Genomic DNA, 15,843 nt, shown 5'->3' with positions numbered 1-15,843 from the left:
GGTTTGAGCGCGGCTCGACATTGATCACGCCCGGCAAGAGCGCACATCGGAGCCTTTCCCCATTTTTGACGGGATGATTCCCTATGTTGGCAGCGTTATGGACGGGGGATATGTTGGCGGGTCCATCGCGGGTCCGCCTTTTCGGCGAACTCGATCTGCGTGAGCGAATGATGCTTCTGGAACGGCAGACACAGCTGGAGCGACTCGACGGGCTGCTGGCCGATGCCGGGCGCGGCCGTGGCTGCGTCGCGGTGCTTGCTGGCGAGGCCGGGGCCGGCAAGACCGCGCTTGTCGAGGCCTTCATCGACCGGACTGCGCAAGCCACGCGCATATTCCGCAGCGCCTGCGAGGATCTGTCGATACCCGATCCGCTCGGGCCGCTTTACGATCTGGCGCGGGACGCGCAATGGGCGCTGCCGCAGGCGATCGATCATCGGCAGGGACAGAGGCTGCCGCTGTTTTCGGATGCGCTCGACATCTTCGAGACAAAGGCGCAGCCGACCCTGCTGGTGATCGAGGACTTGCACTGGGCCGATGATGCGACGCTCGATTTCGTCCGCTTTCTCGGCCGGCGCATTGCCAACAGGCATCTCTTGCTGCTGCTGACGGCGCGCACCGATCGCAGCGAGGGACAGATGCGGGTGCGCCGCGCGCTCGGTGAGATACCGGCAGGCAGCGTCGCGCGCATCGACGTGCCGCTGCTCAGCGAGTCGGCGGTGCTGTCGCTGGCCGAGGCGGCGGGGCGTGATGGCGACGCCATCTACCGGGCGACGGCGGGCAACGCCTTTTTCGTCACCGAGCTGTTGTGCAGCGGATGCGAGGAAAAAACGGCGCTGCCGGCAAGCGTGCGCGACGCGGTTCTGGCGCGGGCCGAGCGCCTGTCGGCCGGCGCCCGCGCGATGCTCGACGCGGTGTCGGTGTTCCCACGCCGGGCCGACGCCTGGGCGTTGCAAGGCCTGTGCGGCGTCGCCAGCGCCGGCCAGCTTGCCGAATGCGTCGCCAACGGCTTGCTGGAGGATCTGGGCGATGGCTATGCGTTCCGGCACGAGATCGCCCGCCGCGCCATCGAGGCGATGCTGACGACGAGCCACCGGCTACAGTTCAACCAGCGCGCGCTGGCCGCCCTGCTCGAAAACAGTGAGGTTTCCACCGGCCGCCTGGTGCATCACGCGGTGGAGGCGCACAATCTGCAGGCAGTGCGCGAGCTGGCCCCGGTTGCGGCGCGCGAGGCCTCCCGCGTCGGCGCCCATCGCGATGCGGCCGGCTTCTATGAAGCCGTGTTGCGGCAGGCCGACAGCCTGCCGGTGGAGGAGCGCACGGCGCTCCATGAGAAATATGCCTTCGAGTGCCACCTCATCGGCAAGATCGACGAGGCCATTGCCGCGCAGGACCAGGCGCGCCGGCTGCATCAGGCCCAGGGGAATACGGCGAAGGAAGGGGATTGCCTCAGGTGGCTGTCGCGCTTTGCTTACCTGCTTGGCGACCGCATGGCTGCCGATGCCCTTGGCGAGCAGGCGGTTCAGCTGCTGGAGACCGCGCCGGCCGGGCCGGAACTCGCCATGGCCTATTCCAACCTCTCGCAACTGGCGATGCTGGCCGAAAGGCTCGACGACACGCTGCGGCTCGGCAACAAGGCGATTGCGCTCGCCGAACAACTGAACCGGCCCGACATCGTCTGCCACGCGCTCAACAATGTCGGCAGCGCCGAGCAGTGGCTGGATCTGGCAAACGGACGGCTGCACCTTGCCCGCAGCCTGGAGATCGCGCTGGAGCAGAATTTTCAGGAACATGCGGCGCGCGCCTTCACCAACAGCGCCTGCAGCGAGATGAACCAGCTCGGCTTCGCTGAGGCGCGGTCGTTCCTCGATCGCGGCATCAACTATTGCGTCGAAAACGACCTCGTCACTTGGCGCGACTATATGCGCGGCGTGCTGGCCCAGTTGCTGCTGCGCCAGGGGCAATGGGAAGAGGCTGCCGGCGAGGCGCTCGAGGTGATCGCCAATGAACAGGCAACGATGCTGGTCCGCTATCCCGCCGTGGTCGCCCTGGCGAAGCTGCGGATACGGCGCGGCGACCCGTCCGCCGAGCCGCTGTTTGCCGAAATGACGCAGTTCCTGGACAAGGGATTGGAATTGCAGCGGCTGGCGCCCTATGCGGCGCTGATGGCCGAACGGGCGTGGCTCGGCCAGGCTGACAAGGATGAGGCGCTCGGCCTGATCGCACTGGCTGAGAGCTTGTCGACGACGCGGGCGGGTTTCGGCGAGCTGGCGACGTGGCGGCAGAAGCTGGCGCCGGACATGGATCCAGGCGACACCATCGGCATGGCTGCGCCCTACCGCCTGCTGCTCGCCGGCGACTGGCAGGCGGCGGCAGAACTATGGGCCGAGATGAACGCGCCCTACGAACGCGGGCTGGCGTTGGCAGAGGGTAACGAGACCGCGCAGCGCCTGGCGCTGGAGATTTTCGAAAGCCTCGGCGCCAGGCCGGTCGCCGTTCACCTGCGCGATATCATGCGCCGCAACGGTGTCAACGGCATCGCAAGGGGGCCGCGCCGAACCACGCGCGCCAATCGCGCCGGCCTGACCCGGCGCCAGATGGAGGTGCTGCAACTGATCGAGCGCGGCTTCTCCAATAAGCGGATCGCCGAGCAGCTGACCATCTCGCCGAAGACGGTCGATCACCACGTCTCGGCGGTTCTGGGCAAGCTGGACGCGGTTTCGCGCGGCGAAGCCACCGCCGCGGCGCGCGATTCGGGGTTGATTTGAGCCTGTGTTCTTCGGGTCGCGATCCTTCGCGCCCCCCTCTGCCCTGCCGGCCATCTCCCCCTCAGGTGGGGAGATTGGCCAATGGCGAAAGTCCGCGCTGCCCCTCATCCGCCCTTCGGGCACCTTCTCCCCGTGAACGGGGCGAAGGAAAGCAGTGCCTTACGCAAACGCCCCATGACAATGCTTGTATTTTTTCCCTGACCCGCACGGGCAAGCCTCGTTGCGGCCGACCTTGCCCCAGGTGGCCGGGTTCTTCGGGTCGCGGTCTTCGGGGGCGACGATGGCGTTGGTCTCCTGGCGGACCAGCACGGCCGTCTCGCCGCCTTCGAAATCGTCCTCGCCGGTGAAGCCGTCGATGTGGCTGCCGAACATGTCGGGGGCCTCGGGCGGCGGCGCTTCCGCCGCCTGGCGGACCAGCTCGACGCGCATCAATTGCGCGGTGACGGCCTGGCGCAGATTGCCCAGCATCGCCTGGAACAGCTCGAACGCTTCGCCCTTGTACTCCTGCAGCGGATCGCGCTGCGCATAGCCGCGGAAGCCGACGACCGAGCGCAGATGGTCGAGATTGACGATGTGCTCGCGCCACAGATGGTCGAGCGTCTGAAGCACCACCGAGCGCTCGACATAGGTCATCACGTCGGGGCCGAAGCGCTCGGCGCGTTCCTTGGCGGCGGCCTCGGCGGCCTGGCTGACGCGCTCGCGGATGTCGTCCTCGGCGATGCCTTCTTCCTTGACCCAGTCCTCGACCGGCAGATCGAGATTGAGGAATTCGGCGATCTCGGCCTTGAGCCCGGCGACGTTCCACTGCTCGGCATAGGCGTTTTCGGGAATGTTCTTGGCGACGATCTCCTCGATGACGCCTTCGCGCATCTCTGTGATGGTCTCGGACAGGCCCTCGCCGTCCATCAGCTCGATGCGCTGCTCGAACACCACCTTGCGCTGGTCGTTCGAGACGTCATCGTATTTCAAGAGGTTCTTGCGGATGTCGAAGTTGCGCGCCTCGACCTTCTTCTGCGCCTTTTCCAGCGCCTTGTTGATCCACGGATGGATGATCGCCTCGTCTTCCTTGAGGCCGAGCTTCTGCAGCATGCCGTCCATGCGCTCGGAACCGAAGATGCGCATCAAATCGTCCTGCAGCGACAGGAAGAATTTCGACCGGCCGGGATCGCCCTGGCGGCCCGAGCGGCCGCGCAACTGGTTGTCGATGCGGCGCGATTCATGGCGTTCGGTGGCCAGCACGTAGAGGCCGCCGGCGGCGAGCGCCTTTTCCTTCAGCCGGGCGATGTCGTCGCGGATTTCCTTTTCCCTGGCTTCGCGCTCGGGGCCGGCCGGCATGTCGCCAAGCTCCTCGGCGATGCGCATGTCGGCATTGCCGCCGAGCTGGATGTCGGTGCCGCGGCCGGCCATGTTGGTGGCGATGGTGATGGCGCCGGGCTTGCCGGCCTGGGCGACGATCGCCGCCTCGCGCTCGTGGTGGCGGGCGTTCAGCACCTCGAAATCCTTGAAACCTTCCTTGCGCAGGCGTTCGGCCAGCTGCTCGGACTTCTCGATGGAAGTCGTGCCGACCAGCGTCGGCTGGCCCTTGGCGCGGGCTTCCTTGATCTCCTTGACGATCGCCTTGTATTTCTCCTCGACCGTCCGGTAGACCTCGTCGTCTTCGTCAATGCGGATGACCGGCAGGTTGGTCGGGATCTCGGTGACGTCGAGATTGTAGATGTTGGCGAATTCCTCGGCCTCGGTCAGCGCCGTGCCGGTCATGCCGGCGAGCTTCTTGTAGAGGCGGAAATAGTTCTGGAAGGTGACCGAGGCGAGCGTCTGGTTCTCCGGCTGGATCGCCACATGCTCCTTGGCTTCGAGCGCCTGGTGGAGGCCCTCCGAATAGCGGCGGCCGGGCATCATGCGGCCGGTGAACTCGTCGATGATGACGATCTCGCCGTTGCGCACGATATAGTCCTTATCCCGCTGGAACAGCCGGTGCGCCTTCAGCGCGTTGTTGACGTGGTGGACGATGGCGACGTTCTCGACGTCATAGAGCGCCTCGCCCTTGAGCAGGCCGGCATCGCGCAGCATGTTCTCCAGCTTCTCGGTGCCTTCCTCGGTGAAGATCGACGTCTTCTGCTTCTCGTCGATCTCGTAGTCCTGCGGCTGCAGCTGGATGATGAAGGTGTCGATGGTGTTGTACATTTCCGAACGGTCCTCGAGCGGACCGGAAATGATCAGCGGCGTGCGCGCTTCGTCGACCAGGATGGAATCGACCTCGTCGACGATGGCGTAGCTGTGGCCGCGCTGCACCATCTGGGCGCGCTCGTATTTCATGTTGTCGCGCAGATAGTCGAAGCCGAGCTCGTTGTTGGTGGCGTAGGTGACGTCGGCGGCGTAGGCGACGCGGCGCTCCTCGTCGGACAGGCCGTGGACGATGACGCCGACCTTGAGGCCGAGGAATTTGTAGACGCGGCCCATCCATTCGGAGTCGCGCGTGGCCAGGTAATCGTTGACGGTGACGACATGGACGCCGTTGCCGGCGAGCGCGTTGAGGTAGACCGGCAACGTCGCCACCAGCGTCTTGCCTTCGCCGGTGCGCATCTCGGCGATGCCGCCATTGTGCAGCACCATGCCGCCGATCAGCTGCACGTCGAACGGCCGCATGCCGAGCACGCGGCGGGCGGCCTCACGCACGGTGGCGAAGGCCGGCACCAGGAGGTCGTCGAGACTGGCGCCGTTGGCGATGTCCTGGCGGAATTTGTCGGTGCGGGCCTGAAGCTCGGCGTCGGAAAGCGCCCGCATCTCGTTTTCCATGGCATTGATCGCCTCGACGCGCGGCCGGGTCGATTTGACCCGACGATCGTTGGAGGAGCCGAAAACCTTACGGGCGAGACCGCCGAGACTGACCATCCAATGGCCCTTTCGATAGCATTCCAAGTCATTGCGACGGGCGCCGGCTGGCCCCATCAACTCAACGTGAACGCGGACAAACGCAAAAAGCGCCCGGAAAACGGTTCTGGACGCAAAGTCGTTGGACAGATAAGAGGGGGCTCATTCGATGTCAACGCCGCGCTCGCCCTGTCGACCGCGCCAAATTCCGCCACAATCTTGCTGGTCTGGAAGCCATTCCGCTCTAGCTACCCCGCTTTGGAGATAATCGTAATGTCAGTATTGTTCCGCCGCGCGTCGCTCGCCAGCCTTGGTCTGGCATTCGGGCTATCGGCCCTCTCGCTGTCGCCGCTGATGGCACAGGAGGCCGCCCCTGCCCAGCCGGCAGCACCCGCTCCGGCGGCCAAGCCGGTCGATCCGAACGCCGTGGTCGCCACCATCAACGGCCAGACGCTGACCGAGGCAGACCTTGGGCTTGCCGAGGGCGAGCTGTCACAGCAGTTCGCGCAGCTTCCGCCCGAGCAGCGCCGCGCCGCGGCGCTGTCGGCGGCGATCGAAATCCGCGTGATGGCGGCTCAGGCGGTGACCACCGGCCTCGACAAGGATCCCGACTTCCAGCGCCGCATGGCCTTCCTGCAGCAGCGCGCGCTGCATGGCGAAATGGTCGAGAAGGGCGTCGTCGACAAGGTTACCGATGCCGAGGTCCGCGCCCGCTACGACCAGGAAATCGCCAACACGCCGCCCACCAATGAGGTGCACGCCCGTCACATCCTCGTGAAGACGAAGGAAGAGGCAGACGCCATCATCAAGCAGCTCGACGGCGGCGCCGACTTCCAGAAGCTTGCCAACGAGCACACCAGCGATCCGAGCGGCAAGACCAGCGGCGGCGATCTCGGCTGGTTCGGACCTGGCCAGATGGTGCCGGAATTCGACAAGGCCGTGTTTGCGCTGGCGGTCGGCAAATATACCGACCAGCCGGTGCAGTCGCAGTTCGGCTGGCATGTCATCAAGGTCGAGGACAAGCGCACCAAGCAGCCGCCGGCGTTCGACCAGGTCAAGGACCAGGCGCGTCAGGCGGTCATCCGCGACAAGTATTTCGCGCTGGTCAAGTCGCTGCGCGCCAACGCCAAGGTCGACATCCCCGATGCGAACCTGAAGAAGACGGTCGACGCGCTGGAAAGCGCCAAATAGGCCAGATTGGGCTACGACAGGGCGCGCTGCCGCCCTGTCGCTTCTATTTGGTAGGGCGAGCGATGATGCGTCGACGCCGCCGCCGGAGCGCCGTGGCGTCGCCGGCATCGTCAGCGACTATGCCTTTCAAAACATAGCCGACCGCCCTGCGCAGCGTCGCTTCGTCCTCGTCCAGGCGGTTCGTCAGAAGATGCGTCCAGGCGAACGAGGCAATCAGGTCGGCGACGACAGTGGCATCGACGTCGGTTGCCACCTCTCCCCTTGCCTTGGCGCGTTCGACCATCTGGCCGGTATGGATGCGACGCCCTCTTGCGTATTCGGCGAGGGCGGCGGCGGCTTTTTCGTCCGACTGCGCCTCGGCAATCAGCGATCGGAACACGCTGCCCGACGACGTGTCGCGCCAATGCGCGAACAAGCTCTTCAGGAAGCCGACGAGATCCTCCGCAAGGTTCCCAATATCGGGATTGTCGACGCGCTTTTGCCGTTGATAAACGTCGAGCAGCAAGGCGGCCTTGCTTGGCCACCAGCGATAGATCGTCGGTTTTCCGGCGCGTGCGCGGCGTGCCACCGCCTCAATCGAGAAGCCGGAATAGCCGGCTTCGACCAGTACCGCCTCGGCGGCATCGAGAATGGCATCGGCGCTTTCCGGGCTGCGCCGTGCGCCAGCCGACTTGCGCCCGGGATTGGTGGTTTCGCCCATCTCTTCTTCCTTACCCGCGATTTCAGCAGCCATCATATACAACTCTTGACGAAACGGAACGATCCGTTTCATATGTAACGGAACGTTCCGTAACGATAAGCAGAGTTTGATGAACTCGACCGCCGTGACCCGCTTTTCGCGCCTGCGCTTCGCCCTGCTGGTGCTGCTCGGCGTGTATCCGCTGATCACTGCCATTTTGTACGTGGTTTTTCCGCTGACGCAGGAATGGCAAATCTGGCAACGCACGCTGGTCATCGCGCCGCTGATGGTCTCGATCATGATCTGGGGGCTGATTCCGGGCGTGCAGCGGGCGTTTCGCGGGTTCATCAACCCAGCGGCCCGCTGATGTTCATTCCAGCGCTTGCGACGTTTCCGACGCAACGCGCCACGCGCCATCGGCCAGCACGAGTTCCAGCGTCACCCGCGCCTTGCCGGTCAGGCGCTGCGCCGATTTGTCTTTCGGCACATAGTCGTAGCGCATGGCGAAAACCACGTCGGCACGGTCCTTGCCGTGCGGCGTCACCTCAAGGCTGCCGGGCTCGAGACCGAACGACCACGATGCCCATTGCGCGAACCAGTCGGTCTTGACCTTGACGATCGCCTCGCTGTCGTAGCGCGTGCCGTAGATGATGGCCGACGAACCGTAGAGCCGCTTGACGGTTTCGCGCATTCTCCTGGCATCAGGCGCCAGATAGTTTTCGCGCAAGAATTTTTCGATGGCACCCTCGTCGCCGACGGAGCGTTCGAGCGCAGCCACCTGCGACGCGGGAGCCGGGCTGACGGCCGGTTTCGGTTGCTGGGCAGTGTCTCCGCCCGGAACGAATTCGAAACGCTCGAGCAGCGACCCCTGCTCCCAGGGACGCTGCGCCTCGCGCGTTGCCGAAACGACGTCGCGGCGCACCGCAATCATCATGTCGTTGATGCTCTGTCCGGGTTCCGCCATATGCCGCAAAAGTGCCGCCGCAAACGGCGAGTTGCGTCCCGTCCCGTCCATTGCGACGGCGCCGGGCGCAGTCGAGAAGGCGATGAATGAGCCGCGTGTCGACTCGAACTGGGCAAGACCGGCGAGAGCCGTCGCCGAGCGCGTCGTGGCGCTGCGGCTGAGACTTCGGGCAAACGGGTTGTTGCGGCAGGCATCGAGGAAGACCAGGCTGACCTTGGTCTGCTGCTCCATGATGTCGAGAACCTCGTCGATCGGCACCGCCTCGAGCTGCAGCTTGACCGGCATGTCCAGCCGGGCGTCGACCGGCACGATGAAGTTGCGCCCGTCGACCTGCAGGCCGTGGCCGGCATAGTAGAACAGCCCGGCACCGGCACCCTGCAGCGCATCGGAGAATTCGCCGATCTTGCGTTCGAGCTCGCGCTTGCCGAGATCGTTGCCTTCGATCACCTCGAAACCGATGGCGCGCAGCTTGTCGGCGATGTCGAGCGCATCGTTGACGGGATTGGCCAGCGTGCCGGCTTCGGCGTAGCTGCCGTTGCCGACCACAAGCGCCACGCGCCGCGCCGTCTGCGCATCGGCGCGCAGCAGCAGAAAGCCCAGAAACGCCAGTGCCAAGACCACAAGCCTGCCCATGGGGCAGGATCATAGCGCTATCGGTCGCAGCGACGCCAACAAATTTGCAACAGCCTGCTTGCTGCATGAGGCGGTGTCAGGCTTCCGGCACCCGTAACGGCTGTGAAACGCCTTGCGCCAGCGCGTGCTATCGGGCAAACCGGCGTTCCTTTCGCGATTTTTCCCGCCCGGGGTCTTCCATGTCCACACAGGTTTCGCCGCTCGCGCCGAAGAAATATCCCAAGATGCCGGTGATCGAGGGCGCGCGCATCGCCACCGCCGAGGCCGGCATAAAATACAAGAACCGCACCGACTTGCTGGCCATGGTGTTCGACGCCGGCACCACCGTCGCCGGCGTGTTCACCAGGTCGAAATGCCCGTCGGCGCCAGTTGATTTCTGCCGGCAGAACCTCGTGGCTGGCAAAGCACGCGTGCTGGTCGTCAATTCCGGCAATGCCAATGCCTTTACCGGCCAGAAAGGCCGCGCCTCGACGGCACTCACGGGCGAGGTGGCGGCGAAAGCGGCCGGCTGCACAGCGGGCGAGGTGTTCCTGGCCTCGACCGGCGTCATCGGCGAACCGCTCGACGCCGGCAAGTTCAGCCATCTGCTGGCCGGTCTGGTCAAGGACGGCAAGCCGGAATTGTGGACCGAAGCCGCCAAGGCGATCATGACCACCGACACCTATCCCAAACTGGCGACCGCGACGGTCAAGCTCGGCGATGCCGACGTCACCATCAACGGTATCGCCAAGGGTGCCGGGATGATCGCGCCCGACATGGCGACGATGCTTTCCTTCATCGCCACCGATGCGCCGATCGCAGCATCCGTGCTGCAGGACCTCCTGTCGCGCGGCACGGCCAAGACCTTCAACGCGGTTACCGTCGACAGTGACACCTCGACCAGCGACACGCTGCTGATGTTCGCCACGGGTGCTGCCGCCAGGCGCGGCGCGCCGGCAATTTCCGACCCCAAGGATGCGCGCCTCGGCGCCTTCCGCCGTGCCCTCGGCAAGGTGCTGAAATCGCTGGCACTGCAGGTGGTGCGCGACGGCGAGGGCGCCCGCAAGCAGGTCGAGGTCACCGTCACCGGAGCCAAATCGGCCCGCTCGGCCAAGCGCATCGCGCTGTCGATCGCCAATTCGCCGTTGGTCAAGACGGCAGTCGCCGGCGAGGACGCCAATTGGGGCCGCGTCGTCATGGCCGTCGGCAAGGCCGGCGAACCGGCCGACCGCGACCTTCTGTCGATCTGGTTCGGCGACAACCGCCTGGCCTATCAGGGCGAGCGCGACGCCGCCTATTCCGAGGAGGCGACTTCGGCGTATATGAAGCGCGACGAGATCCGCATCCGCGCCGATATCGGCATCGGCCGCGGCAAGGCGACGGTGTGGACCTGCGATCTCACCAAGGAATATGTCGCCATAAACGGCGATTATCGGAGCTGATGGCGTTGGCTTCCAGACATCCGGCAAGCGTGTTGGCGATCGTGCGCCGCTATGAGGCGGCCGGCTTTCGCGCCTGGCCGGCGGCCGCCGTCCATTATGACGGCACCTGGGTGGTTCGGCTGACGGCCGGCCACCCGGCCAAGCGGCTGAACTCGGTCAATCCGCTCGATCCGGGCGACATCCAGCACATTGCCGAGCGCATCGGTCGCGCCAGCCGCCGCTTCGACGCGTATGGCAGGCCGCTGACCTTTCGCATCTCACCGCTGTCGGGGCCTGATCTTTCGAAGTACCTCGACAGCGAAGGCTGGAGTACGTTCGCGGAGTCGCTGGTCATGCGGCTGCCGCTGGCGGACGCCGCGCTCGACGATGCCATGGACCAGATTCCGTTGAAGGACATCAGCCGTTTCATCGGCGCGGCGCTCAAGGTGAGCGGCTCGGATGTGTCGCTGCGGCCAGGCCTGTCGGAGATCATCGGCGCCATCCAGCCGGAGGCCGGGCTGTTTGCGCTGGAGGCCGGCAGCGAACCGCTGGCAACGTTGATCTGCGTGCATGACGGCGACCTTGCCGGCCTGTTCGAGATCGCCACCGACAGGTCGGTGCGCAACCAGGGCCATGGCCGCCATCTCATCCGGTCGGCGCTGAAATGGGCGCGGCTGCGCGGGGCGCGGGAAGCCTGGCTGCAGGTCGAGGCGGACAACGCGCCGGCGCTGGCGCTCTACCGTTCGCTCGGATTCGACGAAGTCTATCGCTATCGCTATCGCCGGCCACCCGGCGCATGAGCGGCTTGGATACGATCGGCAAACGCCTGCTCCTGGTCGCGGCCTGCGCGCTGGTCGATGCCGACGGGCGCGTGCTTTTGGCGCAGCGGCCCGAAGGCAAGCAACTCGCCGGCCTGTGGGAGTTTCCGGGCGGCAAGGTCGAGCCCGGTGAGACGCCGGAACAATGCCTGATCCGCGAATTGTACGAGGAGATCGGCATCGAAACCGACATCCCTTGCCTGGCGCCACTCACCTTCGCCAGCCATTCCTACGATGATTTTCACCTGCTGATGCCGCTGTTCGTCTGCCGTCGGTTCCGCGGCATTGCCCAGCCGAAGGAAGGCCAGGTGCTGAAATGGGTGCGGCCGCGCCAGATGCGCGATTTTCCAATGCCGTCGGCCGATGCCCCGCTGATCCAGTTCCTCATCGATCTGCTGTAGCGGCCGACCTGCCGTAAATCGGGCAGCGCCGCAACGCGCCGGCAGCAGCGTTAATGAAAGATTTATCTGACCGTGAAAAATTGACGCTAGGCGGTCACGCCGATTCTACCGCTGGGGAGCGATTTGCATGAGCCTTGAAAAGGACTGGGACTCGCCTTGGCCGGACCGCCTTCCTGGCGCCGCCAATGCCGGCATGGGAATATTGCGCATCGCCCTCTTGTTCGGCTCGGCCGCGGTGGCTCTGGCCTTGATCGCGACGCCCTACCTCGACAGCCGGACCCGCTCGCAGTTTGCCCGCGACGGGCTTGATACGATGAGCACCGGCTCGATCGGCCAGCGCGACAGCTATACGCTACGCAAGAGCGTGCTGCAGCCGCTGCCCAGTTCGGTCTGCGTTATACGGGCCGATGGCAGAAGCAGCGGCGACTGCTGACTCCTCAACAGATCTCCAGGATTCGGCTGGTTCCTAGAATGCAGCTGGTTCACCGCGCGTTAAGCCTGTCGCATTAACCTTTCTTAACGGGTCGGCGCTAGGTTCAGGCAAGAGGGATGGCGCCCATGAAAATCTTGCTGCAACAATTTTTTGAAGACGAGAGGGGTGCGACGGCTATCGAATATGGTTTGATCGTCGCCGTGCTGTCGCTTGCCATTGTCGCTGGTATTGGCCAGGCTGCCGGCGCCATCCAGTGGTTGTTCAGCGACAACAGCAGCAAGCTTGCCAACGCTTTTGCACAGTGACCTGCTTAGCTTTTGCGTGGGATACGCTTAGCTTTTGCGCAAGGATGCGCTCAGGGGCCGCCGGGGTTTTCCAGGATTGTCTTCAGCGATATTTTTGCGGAGCCCGGCTTCAGCGGCTTTTGCTGAGAGGCATCGGGCGCCCAGCCTGACATCCAGACCACCGAGAAACTCGCCCTGACGCGGCCATCGGCATCCGAAAACCGCTCCGCATAGATTTCGGCGGCGCGCGCGAACAGCGCTCGCGTGCCCGGCCGCCTGCTGCGGTCGACAAGCGCGCTGGTCTCGCCCATGGCGCGCAGATCGGCGACCAGGCCAAATAGCGAATCGTAGCGCACCGTGATCGTCTCGACGTCGGCAACTGGCAGTGCCAGGCCGGCGCGCTGCAGCAGCGCGCCGGCGTCGCGGACGTCGGTGAACGGGATCACACGCGGGCTGGCGCCGCCATAGAGTTCGGTCTCGGCGGCAAGCAGGCTTTCGCGCAGTTCGGAGAGCGTGCCTGTGCCGGCGAAGGCGCCAAGGAAAAGCCCGTCCGGCTTCAGCGCCCGGCGGACCTGCACCAGCATGCCGGGAATGTCGTTCATCGCCTGCAGCGACAGCAGCGAGACTGCGAGGTCGAGGCTTTCCGGCTCGAATGGCACGGTTTCCAACGGCGCCAACAGTCCTGGCTGGCCACCCAGGAAAGCGGCGTCGGCCTCGACGCGCACGTTTTCCGTCACCTTGCCGCTTTCGGCGAGCACCTCTGCTGCTGCCGGCGTCTGGCAAAACAATGAGGCCGCCTTGCCGAACCTGCGTTCGACGGCGCCGAGCCGGTCGGCAAGATCCTCGGCCGCACGCCGCATGAGGAAATCCGCGCTGGCGATGGGGCGGGCCAGTGCCCGGCGCTTGCGCGCCAGCCAGAGCGAGGTGTCAATTACAGGCTGCAATGGGCAGGTCCTTGTGCTTCGCTCTCTGATATAGTGATGCGGAGGACCAACCACGTGGCCGATCCCATGCCAGAGATCAAGCGTATTGCGATCAAGAGCATTGCCCGCAAGGCATTGGGCTGGCCAGCGCGCCTCTTGTTCCCGCCCGTCTGTGCCGGCTGCCGCCGCCATGTCTCGCAGCCCGGCGTGTTGTGCGGCGCCTGCTGGCCGAAACTCAGGCTGCTGGAACGGCCGTGGTGCCCGGTGATGGGCACGCCGTTCACCCACAATATGGGTGAGGGTTTCCTGTCGGCGGAGGCGATAGCCGACCCGCCGCCGTTCGAGCGCGCGCGGGCGGCGGTCGCCTATTCCGGCGTTGCCCGCCAGATGGTGCAAGGGCTGAAATACCAGGACCGCACCGATCTGGCGCCGTGGATGGCGCGCTGGATGCTTCGCGCCGGTGCCGAGCTCATCGCCGAGGCCGATGTGGTCGTGCCGGTGCCGCTGCACTGGCGGCGTTTCTTCAGGCGGCAGTTCAACCAGTCGGCGGAACTGGCGCGGGCGGTGGCGCAACTCGGCGAGCGGCCTTTCGCGCCATCAGCCATCAGGCGCGTCAAACTCACGCGCCAGCAGGTCGGGCTGGAGCGGCGGGAACGCGAGGAAAATGTTCGCGCCGCATTCAAAGTGCCTGATGAGGCGGAGATCGAAATCACCGGCCGCCGGGTGCTGCTGATCGACGACGTCTACACCACCGGCGCCACCGTCCGCGCGGTCGCCAAGGCGTTGAAGAAGGGCGGCGCCGGCGCGGTCGACGTACTGACCTTTGCGCGTGTGCTGCCGGGGGACTTTCGGGCCGACGAATCGGCGCCTATATAGCCTAGGAACGAGGCAGGATTGCTGACCGATGGTCGATGTGACGATCTACACGCGGATGATGTGCGGCTATTGCACCGCGGCCAAGCGGCTGCTCGATAGGAAGGGTGTGACCTACACCGAGCACGACGCCTCCTTCTCGCCGGAGCTGCGCCGGGAGATGATCTCCCGCGCTCACGGCCGTTCCACCTTTCCGCAGATATTCATCGGCGACACGCATGTCGGCGGCTCTGACGATCTCCACGAATTGGAGGCGGAAGGACGGCTGGACACATTGCTCGCCAACGGCTCGGCCAGATAAGGACATGACTATGGGTGGTTTCAAGGCGGCGGCGATCCAGATGCGTTCGGGAACCAGCCCGGAGCGCAATGCGGTCGATCTGGAACGGCTGGTGCGCGAGGCGGCAGGCCTTGGGGCGACCTATATCCAGACGCCGGAAATGACCGGCGCGCTGATCCGCGACAGCCAGGCACGGGCCGCTTCCTTCACCTCCGAGGACAAGGACATCGTCGTCTCGACGTCGCGGCGGCTGGCCAGCGAGCTCGGCATTTTCCTGCATATCGGCTCGACCGCCATTCTGCGCGCCGACGGCAAGCTTGCCAACCGCGCCCTTCTGTTCGGGCCGGACGGCGCCACGATTGCCACCTACGACAAGATCCACATGTTCGACGTCGATCTCGACAATGGCGAGAGCTGGCGCGAATCCGCCGCCTATGAGCCTGGCACCGAGGCCGTCGTCGCCGAAGTCAATGGCGCGAAGCTCGGCTTTGCCGTCTGCTACGATCTGCGCTTTCCGCAGCTGTTCCGTGCCGAGGCGCTGGCCGGCGCCGATCTGCTTTCGGTGCCCGCCGCCTTCACCCGCCAGACCGGCGAAGCGCATTGGCACGTGCTGCTCAGGGCGCGAGCCATCGAGAACGGCGCCTATGTGGTTGCCGCCGCGCAAGGCGGCGTGCACGAGGACGGCCGCGAAACCTATGGCCATTCGCTGATCGTCGATCCCTGGGGCCGCATCGTCGCCGAAGCTGCGCATGACGAGCCGGCGGTGATCGTCGCCGAGATCGACCCGGCGCAGTCAGTCGCTGCGCGCAAAAAGATACCGAATCTCAAAAACGCACGCGATTTTGCCGTAAACGCCGGTTCGGCGGAGGCAATTCCGCTCAGGGGTGCCGCCTCTTGATCCGCTTTTCCCTGATCTGCGAGCACGAGCACGAGTTCGAGGCCTGGTTCCGCAGCAACGACGATTTCGACACCCAGAAGAGGCGCGGTTTCGTCGATTGCCCGGCCTGCGGCTCGCACAAGGTCGACAAGGCGCTGATGGCGCCTGCCGTCTCCACCGGGCGCAAGCGCGAAAGCATCGCGCTGGCCATGGGCGAGGCGCAGAAGCAGGCGCTGGCGCAGCTCAAGGCGCTGGCCGACAAGGTGCGCGAGAATGCCGACTATGTCGGCGACAAATTCGCCGAGGAAGCCCGCAAGATCCATTTCGGCGAAAGCGATCCGCGCGGCATCTATGGCGAGGCGACGCTGGACGAGGCCAAGAGCCTCGCCGAAGACGGTGTCGAGTTCATGCCTATTCCAAGCTTCCCCGACGACCGCAACTGAGGAAAGTC

General features: G+C 65.2%; 16 protein-coding genes. 12 read left to right on the top strand and 4 right to left on the bottom strand.

Annotation, left to right across the window (positions count from 1 at the left end):
* Window positions 1-110: 110 nt before the first annotated feature.
* The gene (locus NKJ15_RS18265) at window positions 111-2,765 is read left to right on the top strand and encodes a helix-turn-helix transcriptional regulator (RefSeq protein ID WP_352816605.1); all 2,655 of its coding nucleotides are present in this window, start codon (window positions 111-113) and stop codon (window positions 2,763-2,765) included.
* A gap of 159 nt (window positions 2,766-2,924) precedes the next feature.
* Here the strand turns inward: NKJ15_RS18265 and secA are convergent, their stop codons facing one another.
* The gene (gene secA, locus NKJ15_RS18260) at window positions 2,925-5,657 is read right to left on the bottom strand and encodes a preprotein translocase subunit SecA (RefSeq protein ID WP_352816602.1); all 2,733 of its coding nucleotides are present in this window, start codon (window positions 5,655-5,657) and stop codon (window positions 2,925-2,927) included.
* Between the two features lie 252 nt (window positions 5,658-5,909).
* On the opposite strand from secA, the gene NKJ15_RS18255 reads away from it, so the two are divergent.
* The gene (locus NKJ15_RS18255; protein ID WP_352456658.1) at window positions 5,910-6,827 is read left to right on the top strand and encodes a peptidylprolyl isomerase; all 918 of its coding nucleotides are present in this window, start codon (window positions 5,910-5,912) and stop codon (window positions 6,825-6,827) included.
* A 43-nt stretch (window positions 6,828-6,870) separates the two neighbouring features.
* Here NKJ15_RS18255 and NKJ15_RS18250 read toward each other — a convergent pair whose 3' ends face one another.
* The gene (locus NKJ15_RS18250; RefSeq protein ID WP_352816749.1) at window positions 6,871-7,527 is read right to left on the bottom strand and encodes a TetR/AcrR family transcriptional regulator; all 657 of its coding nucleotides are present in this window, start codon (window positions 7,525-7,527) and stop codon (window positions 6,871-6,873) included.
* Between the two features lie 109 nt (window positions 7,528-7,636).
* Between NKJ15_RS18250 and NKJ15_RS18245 the strand changes: the two genes are divergently transcribed.
* Window positions 7,637-7,873, top strand: coding sequence for a putative antibiotic biosynthesis monooxygenase (locus NKJ15_RS18245; RefSeq protein WP_352816599.1), 237 nt, complete (start codon window positions 7,637-7,639; stop codon window positions 7,871-7,873).
* Between the two features lie 3 nt (window positions 7,874-7,876).
* Here the strand turns inward: NKJ15_RS18245 and NKJ15_RS18240 are convergent, their stop codons facing one another.
* Window positions 7,877-9,103, bottom strand: a complete 1,227-nt coding sequence (locus tag NKJ15_RS18240; RefSeq protein WP_352816596.1) for a caspase family protein — start codon at window positions 9,101-9,103, stop codon at window positions 7,877-7,879.
* A gap of 179 nt (window positions 9,104-9,282) precedes the next feature.
* On the opposite strand from NKJ15_RS18240, the gene argJ reads away from it, so the two are divergent.
* From argJ to NKJ15_RS18215, 5 genes are all read left to right on the top strand, one after another.
* Window positions 9,283-10,524, top strand: coding sequence for a bifunctional glutamate N-acetyltransferase/amino-acid acetyltransferase ArgJ (gene argJ / locus NKJ15_RS18235; protein ID WP_352816594.1), 1,242 nt, complete (start codon window positions 9,283-9,285; stop codon window positions 10,522-10,524).
* Complete coding sequence (locus tag NKJ15_RS18230; protein ID WP_352471332.1) at window positions 10,524-11,303, top strand: GNAT family N-acetyltransferase; 780 nt, start codon at window positions 10,524-10,526, stop codon at window positions 11,301-11,303. Before argJ ends, NKJ15_RS18230 begins: the two co-directional genes overlap by 1 nt.
* Window positions 11,300-11,722, top strand: coding sequence for a (deoxy)nucleoside triphosphate pyrophosphohydrolase (locus NKJ15_RS18225; RefSeq protein WP_352816591.1), 423 nt, complete (start codon window positions 11,300-11,302; stop codon window positions 11,720-11,722). Before NKJ15_RS18230 ends, NKJ15_RS18225 begins: the two co-directional genes overlap by 4 nt.
* Window positions 11,723-11,849: 127 nt before the next feature.
* Window positions 11,850-12,155, top strand: a complete 306-nt coding sequence (locus NKJ15_RS18220; RefSeq protein WP_023677980.1) for a hypothetical protein — start codon at window positions 11,850-11,852, stop codon at window positions 12,153-12,155.
* 125 nt (window positions 12,156-12,280) lie between these two features.
* Complete coding sequence (locus NKJ15_RS18215) at window positions 12,281-12,460, top strand: Flp family type IVb pilin (RefSeq protein WP_352816589.1); 180 nt, start codon at window positions 12,281-12,283, stop codon at window positions 12,458-12,460.
* Between the two features lie 50 nt (window positions 12,461-12,510).
* Here the strand turns inward: NKJ15_RS18215 and NKJ15_RS18210 are convergent, their stop codons facing one another.
* Complete coding sequence (locus tag NKJ15_RS18210; protein WP_352471330.1) at window positions 12,511-13,383, bottom strand: methyltransferase domain-containing protein; 873 nt, start codon at window positions 13,381-13,383, stop codon at window positions 12,511-12,513.
* Between the two features lie 54 nt (window positions 13,384-13,437).
* On the opposite strand from NKJ15_RS18210, the gene NKJ15_RS18205 reads away from it, so the two are divergent.
* The 4 genes from NKJ15_RS18205 to NKJ15_RS18190 are packed head-to-tail and all read left to right on the top strand — an operon-like array spanning window position 13,438 to window position 15,835.
* Complete coding sequence (locus NKJ15_RS18205) at window positions 13,438-14,238, top strand: ComF family protein (protein WP_352471329.1); 801 nt, start codon at window positions 13,438-13,440, stop codon at window positions 14,236-14,238.
* A 28-nt stretch (window positions 14,239-14,266) separates the two neighbouring features.
* A complete protein-coding gene (gene grxC / locus NKJ15_RS18200) occupies window positions 14,267-14,536 on the top strand; it encodes a glutaredoxin 3 (RefSeq protein WP_352617227.1) in 270 nt (89 codons plus the stop codon).
* A gap of 10 nt (window positions 14,537-14,546) precedes the next feature.
* A complete protein-coding gene (locus NKJ15_RS18195) occupies window positions 14,547-15,413 on the top strand; it encodes a carbon-nitrogen hydrolase family protein (protein ID WP_352617224.1) in 867 nt (288 codons plus the stop codon).
* Window positions 15,410-15,835 carry a DUF1178 family protein gene (locus NKJ15_RS18190; RefSeq protein WP_352471325.1) on the top strand — a complete coding sequence of 142 codons (426 nt, stop codon included), beginning with the start codon at window positions 15,410-15,412 and terminating at the stop codon, window positions 15,833-15,835. Before NKJ15_RS18195 ends, NKJ15_RS18190 begins: the two co-directional genes overlap by 4 nt.
* Window positions 15,836-15,843: the final 8 nt, after the last annotated feature.

The organism is Mesorhizobium sp. M0207, assembly GCF_040321995.1.
Lineage (GTDB): Bacteria > Pseudomonadota > Alphaproteobacteria > Rhizobiales > Rhizobiaceae > Mesorhizobium.
The sequence above is the reverse complement of the archived record's forward strand: the minus strand, read 5'-3'. Positions and strand labels throughout refer to the sequence as shown.